Raw genomic sequence first — 8,623 nt, 5'->3', positions numbered from 1 at the left:
GGGTGATTCCTGCACGCTTGTTTGGTGAGAAAGAAACTGGCGGAAAAATCGAAGTGCTAGTCGAGCGGGTATTAGACGATAAAAGCTTTCTTGCTCATGTGCGCAGTTCAAAATCACCTAAACCGGGTTGTAAATTACGTTTAGAAAATAGCGTTGACGCACTTATGGTTGCACGTCATGGACCTCTGTTTGAGATCCATGTCGACAATGAAAAAAGTGTACTAGAAATATTAGAAAATATTGGCCATATGCCATTACCTCCCTATATTGACAGGCCGGATGAAGATGCGGATAAAGAGCGTTATCAAACGGTTTACAATAAAAATCCGGGTGCTGTCGCAGCGCCCACTGCAGGCTTACATTTTGATCAAAATATATTAGACCAACTGCAACATAAAGGTGTTGATTTTGCGTTTGTTACCCTGCATGTTGGTGCGGGTACTTTTCAGCCAGTTAAAGTGGATAATATACTCGACCATCAAATGCATAGTGAGTATGCGCAAGTTTCTCAGGTGGTTGTTGATAAAATTAATGCGACCAAAAAGAAAGGTGGTCGTGTTATTGCTGTGGGCACAACGTCTGTTCGCTCGATTGAAAGTGCAGCGCAGGCTACCATTGCGAAAGGAAAGCAACTTTCTCCCTATTTTTCTGAAACCAGTATCTTTATTTACCCAGGATATGAATTTCAATTAATTGATGCGATGGTCACTAATTTCCACCTATCTGAATCTACCTTGTTAATGTTAGTCAGTGCATTTTCCGGTAAAGAGCAGATTGATAATGCTTATAAAGTGGCAATAAACGAAAAATACCGTTTTTTTAGTTACGGTGATGCGATGTTTTTAACTAAAAAATAAACAATAAATTTTACAATAACAATCAGACTGTTTCTCTGATAAGGAAAACCATGAAATACGAATTATTAACAACAGACGGGCGCGCACGTCGCGGTCGCTTAACGTTTGAACGCGGTACGGTTGAAACGCCTGCATTTATGCCTGTTGGCACTTACGGCACGGTAAAGGGCATGACGCCCGAAGAGGTTGATGCGACAGGCGCTGAAATTCTACTCGGTAACACTTTCCACCTATGGTTACGTCCGGGTCAAAAAGTGATTAAACAACATGGCGATTTACATGATTTTATGAATTGGAAGGGGCCGATATTAACTGATTCCGGTGGTTTTCAAGTTTTTAGTCTGGGAAAAATGCGAAAAATCAAAGAAGAGGGTGTTTATTTTCGCAGCCCTGTTAATGGTGATAAAGTATTTTTATCGCCTGAAGTCTCGATGGAGATCCAATATGATTTGGGCTCTGATATCGTTATGATTTTTGATGAATGTACAGCATACCCGGCGACAGAAGAAGAAGCTGATGTTTCAATGAAATTATCACTTCGTTGGGCACAGCGCAGCCGCAATCGTTTTAATGAACTGGAAAATCCAAATGCATTGTTTGGCATCATTCAAGGTGGTTGTTATGAGCATCTGCGTGATGTATCGCTTGATGGTTTAACTAAAATTGGATTTGATGGCTATGCAATTGGTGGACTTGCTGTTGGTGAACCTAAAGACGAGATGCATCGAATCTTAGAGTATATCACGCCGAAAATACCGACAGATAAACCGCGCTATTTAATGGGGGTAGGTAAACCTGAAGATTTAGTTGAAGGAGTTCGTCGAGGCGTGGATATGTTTGACTGTGTAATGCCAACACGAAATGCGCGTAATGGTCATCTTTTTACAACTGATGGCGTTGTTAAAATTCGTAACGCTAAACATCGCGAAGATACAAGCCCTTTAGATGCAGAATGTGATTGTTATACATGTAAAAATTATACCCGTGCATACTTGTATCACCTTGACAAATGTGGAGAAATTCTTGGAGCACGTCTAAACACGATCCATAACTTACGTTACTATCAACGTTTGATGAAAGGTTTGCGTGATGCCATTGCACAAGGTACATTAGACGCATTCGTTGACTCGTTCTATAAGCGCATAGGTAAAGAAAAACCAATGATTAACGATTAACCGATTAAAACAATAATACTAATTTTTAAATAATAAGGGATACAAATGAGTTTATTTATTTCACAAGCACATGCAGCTGCTGAAGGCGCACCTGAACAAGGTGGTTTTTCTTTTATTTTTATGATGGTAATTTTTGCTGCGATTTTCTATTTTATGATTTATCGCCCACAAGCAAAACGTACTAAAGAGCATAAAAATCTGATGGATAACATTAGTAAAGGTGATGAAGTTTTAACACAAGGCGGATTGATTGGTCGTGTGGTTAAAATCAGTGCTGAAAGTGATTATGTTCAAATTGAGCTAAACGAGAATAACGTTATCGTTATTAAAAAGAATTTTATCAGCGCAGCCCTACCAAAAGGCACGCTTAAATCTATCTAATAAAGTTTAAGTCACTCTAAGAAAATGGCGAAGGGATCTGATTGCTTCGTCTTTCATTTTCCTTTAGCGTCTAATTAAAGGACAGTATCGTGTTAAATAAATACCCATTGTGGAAGTACCTACTGCTTGGCTTCATCGTGTTGATCAGTTTACTTTACGCAGCTCCGAATCTTTACGGAGAAGATCCAGCCATTCAAGTTTCCGCAACCCGTGGAGCAAAAGTAGAGCTTGCCACTTTAGATAAAGTGCAAGATCTTCTAAAAAATGCCAATATCAGCCCTAAAAGTGCCAGTCTGGAAAATGGACAAATATTAATTCGTCTAAACTCCAGCGAAGATCAACTCATTGCGCGTGAAACACTCGGCGAACAGTTAGGAGACGGCTTTATAACGGCTTTAAATTTAGCGCCTTCAACGCCAGCGTGGTTAGAAGCTATTGGTGGAGCCCCTTTAAAACTAGGTCTTGATTTACGCGGCGGAGTGCACTTCCTGATGGAAGTGGATATGGATGAAGCAGTCAGTAAAGCGCAAGAGCAGATGGTACAAGATCTTCGTTCAGAACTGCGTGAACAAAAAATTCGTTTCCGTGGTATCCGCAAAGCAAATAATGAAACAGGTGTTATTTTACGCTTTAGCGATGAATCTACGTTAGCAAAAGCAATCGATCATCTTAAACCAATCAATCCTGGTTATCAGTTCAGTGATAAAGAAGAAAACAGTGAATTTATACTGCAGATCTCTATGACTGAGCAAAAATTAAAATCAACCAAAGAAGATGCTCTGCAACAAAACTTAAGTATTCTACGTAATCGTGTTAACGAATTAGGTGTTGCTGAACCATTAGTTCAACGTCAAGGTGTTGATCGTATCGTTGTTGAACTGCCTGGTATTCAAGATACGGCAAGAGCAAAAGAGATTTTAGGTGCAACTGCGACGCTTGAGTTTCATCCGGCAGATTATGAGACAGATATTAATGATGCGTTAGCTGGTCGTTTACCTTCATCTTCAGTTGTTTATAAAGATCGTAACGGTCGTCCTGTGGTGGTTAAGAAAAAAATCATCTTAACTGGTAACCATATTGTTGATGCACAATCGAGTGCGGATGAGTATGGGCGTCCACAGGTGAGCATCTCTCTTGACTCAAAAGGCGGCAGTAAAATGTCTCGTTTTACCAAACATAATATTGGTAAGCCGATGGCAACACTGTTTATCGAATATTTACCTACGGGTAAGAAAAAAGCCAACGGTAAAGCTGAAATCGAAAAGCGTGAAGAGATTGCTAATGTTGCAACAATTCAAGCGCAGCTTGGTCGAAGTTTCCGTATTACGGGTTTAGATAATGCCGCTGAAGCACATAATTTAGCGCTGCTATTACGTGCCGGTGCGTTGATTGCACCGATTCAAATTGTTGAAGAACGTACAATTGGTCCGAGTTTAGGTCAGCAGAATATCGATAATGGTATTAAAGCGATGGCTTACGGTCTGCTTGCTGTGGTTTTATTTATGTTTGTTTATTACCGTAAATTTGGTGTTGTTGCTAATGCAGCCTTGTTATTTAACATCGTGATGATCGTCGGTGTGATGTCAATGATTCCGGGCGCGACATTAACGCTACCTGGTATTGCTGGTATTGTATTAACGGTTGGTATGGCAGTTGATGCTAATGTACTGATATTTGAGCGTATCCGCGAAGAGTTGCGTGCGGGTAAATCGATTCAGAAATCGATCCATGAAGGTTATGCAAATGCATTTTCAACTATTGCCGATGCAAATATTACAACCTTAATCACCGCAATTATTCTGTTTGCAGTTGGTACTGGACCGATTAAAGGTTTCGCAGTAACACTGATGATTGGTATTGCAACGTCAATGTTTACTTCTATTTTCGGAACGCGTGCTTTTGTTAACGCAATCTGGGGTGGTCGTAACGACATCAAGAAACTATCAATCTAAGCTTAAGGATAAATTATGTTGGAGTTATTTAAAGCGAAACAAACCGTTCGCTTTATGCAATATTCAAAACCTGCAAAGTGGTTTTCAATATTATTAATTGTGGGTTCATTAGTTACATTAAGTATTAACTGGTTAAACTGGGGACTTGATTTTACTGGTGGCACCTTAATTGAAGTTGGTTTTGAACAACCAGCTAACTTAACGGAAGTACGAGCAACACTTGCTGCTGCTGATTTTCCTGATGCTATTGTACAACACTTTGGCAGTAGCCATGAAGTGATGGTGCGTTTAGCGCCTCGTGAAGGGATAAAAGGTGAAGTTATCGGTAATCAGGTTTTAAATGCGCTACAAAGTGGTTCATTTGGCCAGGTTGAGATGCGACGCATAGAGTTTGTCGGTCCTAATGTAGGAGAAGAATTAGCAGAAGATGGTGGTTTAGCAATTATTCTCGCCTTGGTTTGTATTTTATTTTACGTTAGCGCGCGATTTGAGTGGCGTTTAGCACTTGGATCTGTATTGGCTCTGGCACACGATATCATCTTAACCTTAGGTGTGTTTTCATTCTTCCAAATTGAATTTGACTTAACTGTTCTGGCGGCACTATTGGCCGTGGTTGGTTACTCGCTGAATGATACAATTGTTGTGTTTGACCGTATTCGAGAAAACTTTCGTTTACTAACCACAGCAAGTCCAGAAGATGTAGTTGATCAGTCACTAACACAGACGTTAAGCAGAACATTGATAACGTCCGGTACAACTATTTTTGTATTAGCATCACTGTATATCGTCGGTGGTGCATTAATACACGGCTTTGCTACTGCGTTATTAATTGGTGTTGTTGTGGGTACTTATTCGTCAATTTATGTAGCAAGTGCACTGGCTATAAAACTAGGCATTTCTCGTGAACATATGATCCCTGAAGTTGTTGAAAAAGAGGGCGCGGATCAGGAAGCTTTACTTTAATTGCTATCAACTCAAAAAAAACACTGCTTGCAGTGTTTTTTTTTGTTTGTAAAATTATATCAGCCTTTACTTTATTATTATTATAGTTCACTCTTAAATCTCTTATCTACAAGGGTTTATTCATGAGATTTCATTTATCCGCAGTGCTTTTTTTGCCTATATTGCTGTTATTAACAGCCTGTTCGACTACTTCTCAAAGTAGTGATATTAGATCGCTAAATAATGATGTTACAACTGTACTTCCACTTGCCACTGCAGTACAAATTAATTATCAAGATGAAGTTAAGTTATTGCGTATTAATCAATTGATTGCAGAACAAAAAGACCTCGGTTTTCAACAACGTGCACGGTTATTTTACGACCGAGGCATTATTTATGATCGCATGGGGTTAAGTGCACACAGTCGTTATGATTTCACTCAAGCGATAAACATAGATCCTTCATTTGCAGCTGCCTATAACTCATTAGGTCTTTATCTGTTATTAGGTCAGTCTTATGATGATGCTTTTGAAGCTTTTGATTCAGCATTAGAACTATCTGAAAATATGCAATACAGTTATTTACATCGTGCTATTGGACTGTATCAGATACAACGTTATGCCTTAGCAAGTAATGATATTGAACAGTTTTATGAACTTGATATAAATGATCCCTATCGAATTTTGTGGCGTTATATTATTAACAGTAAAATTGATCCGGAAAATACATTAGCAAGATTACAAGCGGAAGATCAGTTAAACAATGACAATCGTTATGCCTGGGCTTTAATTGATGTAGTTGCCGGTAGAACAACAGAAAAAGAATTTTTTGAAACAGTTACCTATGGGGTTTATACAAATAAAGAGTTAGCACAACGTTTATGTGAAGCATATTTTTACCTTGCTCACTGGCACAAACTAGCTGGTAACCTGAACAAAGCTATTTATTATTTCAAATTAAGTACCGCAACTAATATTCACGATTTTATTGAATACAAATATTCATTAATTGAATTAGCTTCTATTCAATTAATGTTGCAAACTGAGTTGGCAAAACAATAGTTTTGCTCTTTTAGTTAGGGACACAAAAAAGGTAACCATTGGTTACCTTTTTTATTGGATCTGAAATTAGAAACTTAACCTGCTTGATTATCCAAGAAGCGTTCAGCATCCAGAGCGGCCATACAACCAGTTCCTGCAGATGTGATTGCTTGACGGTAAATATGATCGCTAACATCTCCTGCAGCAAAAACACCTTCAATGCTTGTTTGCGTAGCATTGCCTTCACTACCAGTCTGTACTTTCAGGTAACCGTGATTCATTTCAAGTTGTCCAGCAAACATATCGGTATTTGGTTTATGCCCAATAGCAATAAACACACCCATCACTTCTAACTCTTCGGTTTTATCAGATAAAGTATCTTTTAAACGCAGCGCTGTAACGCCCATCTCATCACCTAGCACTTCATCTAAGATTCTGTCTGTATGCAAGATGATATTGCCGTTAGCAATTTTATCTTCTAAGCGATTTAATAGTATTTTCTCTGAGCGAAAACCAGTACGACGGTGAATTAAATGCACTTCAGATGCTATATTTGATAAATACAATGCTTCTTCAACCGCAGTATTACCGCCACCAACAACTGCCACTTTTTGATTACGATAGAAAAAACCATCACAAGTTGCACATGCAGAAACACCGCGACCTTTAAATGCCTCTTCTGAATCAAGACCTAAGTAGCGTGCAGATGCCCCTGTTGCGATAATCAAGGCGTCACAAGTGTATGTCTTGTCACCTTTAAGAGTGAAAGGGCGCTTAGTTAATTCAACTTCATTTATATGATCAATAATAATCTCTGTATCAAAACGCTCAACATGTGCTTTCATACTATCCATTAAACCAGGACCAGTCATTTCCGCACTGCCGCCTGGCCAGTTTTCCACTTCAGTGGTTGTGGTCAGTTGTCCGCCTTGTTGCATGCCCGTTATTAATACAGGGTTTAGATTAGCACGAGCAGCATAAACCGCCGCAGTATAACCAGCTGGACCAGATCCTAAAATTAATAGTTTGTGATGTTTAGTTTCACTCATAAAGATACCTTGAAATAAATATTTATAATTGCTTATAAGCAAGGAGTAAGCAATTAATGATGAAAGATTTTAGGAAGTTATAGTAAACCGACAAGTAAAAAATAGCAGTATAAAAAAACGGATATTTCAATGAAATATCCGTTTGATTTGATAGGGAAAAGCTATTGTTAAATTTTAAAGTGTTGCTTTTACCGTTTCACTGCTTGCCTGAGCACTTGCAAAACGGCTACCCGCTTGTTGTGTTGATTTTGCAAATGGAGTTCGCTCTGTAGCGCCAACAATGACAATTTCAGCATTAAGATCAAGTGGACCGCTAACCGTCCTGGTCATCGGTGATGTTGAAGATTGAGTAACGATACTAACAGTGCCTACTTTTTTGTTTGTATTATCGCTTTTAGCAGTTTCAACAACAGGTGCTTGTTCAACAACAAGTGTTTGTTCAACAACTGGTGCTTGTTCAACAACTGGTGCTTGTTCAACAACTGGTGCTTGTTCAACAACAGGTGCTTGCTCAACAACAGGTGCTTGCTCAACAACAGCTGTTTGTTCAACAACAGGTGCTTGTTCAACAACAGGTGCTTGTTCAACAACAGGTGTTTGTTCAACAACAGGTGTTTGTGTTGCAGTTTCAACCGTCACTGTTTCTTCTGCTTTACTTTCAGGTAAAACGTTAGAATTTTCTTCCGGTAAAATTTGCGCTGCCTGTTCAATGACTTGTGCAGAAATACTTTCGTGCAGTTGTTGTGCAACTTGCTCTGTAGCAGCGTTATTATCAAGTGTATTAATTTCACTTGCAATTGGTGCGGCTGCCATTGGTTTTTCTGCTTTTTTATTAGGTGCATCTTTTATTTCAGCGATAGCTTGATCAGCAACAGGTTCAAATTTACTTTCTGTTTTCGCTTGCGACTCTGGGTAGCGACTGCAAACAGGATCAAGTTGATCACTTGCTACTGTTCTTTCAATATTATCGTCGGTACTAATTGTTCTTTTCTTACGTTGACTATTGTTACGTAAGTAACGAGAACGACGGTTTGGTATTGCAACAGGTGCATGATCCTCTGCATTTACGCTTTGCTCTGCAGTTTGAGTGACATTTGTTTCAACGTCAGCTTCATTTTCAATTGCAGCCGAAGGTGTTTTTTTAGTCACGTCTTGAACCGCATCCAGTTTGTTCTGTACTGGTTGTTCAACTTGTGTTGCAACTGCTTCAACAACCGGTGCAGCTGT

The 8,623-nt window shown here is 39.1% G+C and carries 7 protein-coding genes and 1 pseudogene; 6 read left to right on the top strand and 2 right to left on the bottom strand.

Annotation, left to right across the window (positions count from 1 at the left end):
- The 6 genes from queA to nlpI all read left to right on the top strand — a co-directional run.
- On the top strand, positions 1 to 857 hold an 857-nt coding region (gene queA / locus AC4GME_RS14790), incomplete at its 5' end, for a tRNA preQ1(34) S-adenosylmethionine ribosyltransferase-isomerase QueA (RefSeq protein ID WP_490379657.1).
- A 50-nt stretch (positions 858 to 907) separates the two neighbouring features.
- Positions 908 to 2,032 (top strand): tRNA guanosine(34) transglycosylase Tgt, encoded by a 1,125-nt coding sequence (tgt, locus tag AC4GME_RS14785; protein ID WP_490379656.1) that lies wholly within the window; start codon positions 908 to 910, stop codon positions 2,030 to 2,032.
- A gap of 45 nt (positions 2,033 to 2,077) precedes the next feature.
- Positions 2,078 to 2,413, top strand: coding sequence for a preprotein translocase subunit YajC (gene yajC, locus AC4GME_RS14780; protein ID WP_490376187.1), 336 nt, complete (start codon positions 2,078 to 2,080; stop codon positions 2,411 to 2,413).
- 89 nt (positions 2,414 to 2,502) lie between these two features.
- A complete protein-coding gene (secD, locus tag AC4GME_RS14775) occupies positions 2,503 to 4,365 on the top strand; it encodes a protein translocase subunit SecD (RefSeq protein ID WP_490376188.1) in 1,863 nt (620 codons plus the stop codon).
- A 15-nt stretch (positions 4,366 to 4,380) separates the two neighbouring features.
- Positions 4,381 to 5,328: a protein translocase subunit SecF gene (secF, locus tag AC4GME_RS14770; RefSeq protein ID WP_490376189.1), complete on the top strand. Its 948-nt coding sequence runs from the start codon at positions 4,381 to 4,383 to the stop codon at positions 5,326 to 5,328.
- A gap of 122 nt (positions 5,329 to 5,450) precedes the next feature.
- The gene (gene nlpI / locus AC4GME_RS14765) at positions 5,451 to 6,368 is read left to right on the top strand and encodes a lipoprotein NlpI (protein WP_490376190.1); all 918 of its coding nucleotides are present in this window, start codon (positions 5,451 to 5,453) and stop codon (positions 6,366 to 6,368) included.
- A 74-nt stretch (positions 6,369 to 6,442) separates the two neighbouring features.
- On the opposite strand, the gene trxB is transcribed toward nlpI, so the two are convergent.
- Both trxB and AC4GME_RS14755 read right to left on the bottom strand, forming a co-directional pair.
- Entirely contained in the window at positions 6,443 to 7,396 is a 954-nt protein-coding gene (gene trxB / locus AC4GME_RS14760) for a thioredoxin-disulfide reductase (RefSeq protein WP_490376191.1), read from the bottom strand.
- 174 nt (positions 7,397 to 7,570) lie between these two features.
- Positions 7,571 to 8,623, bottom strand: a pseudogene (locus AC4GME_RS14755) (ribonuclease E); the annotation flags it as partial.

The organism is Psychromonas sp., from assembly GCF_983033635.1.
This window is presented reverse-complemented; position numbering and strand designations above follow the sequence as displayed.

Coding starts and splice junctions, on each gene's coding strand:
- tgt (WP_490379656.1), top strand. CDS start 908: ATGAAATACGAATTATTAACAACAGACGGGCGCGCACGTCGCGGTCGC.
- yajC (WP_490376187.1), top strand. CDS start 2,078: ATGAGTTTATTTATTTCACAAGCACATGCAGCTGCTGAAGGCGCACCT.
- secF (WP_490376189.1), top strand. CDS start 4,381: ATGTTGGAGTTATTTAAAGCGAAACAAACCGTTCGCTTTATGCAATAT.
- nlpI (WP_490376190.1), top strand. CDS start 5,451: ATGAGATTTCATTTATCCGCAGTGCTTTTTTTGCCTATATTGCTGTTA.
- trxB (WP_490376191.1), bottom strand. CDS start 7,396: ATGAGTGAAACTAAACATCACAAACTATTAATTTTAGGATCTGGTCCA.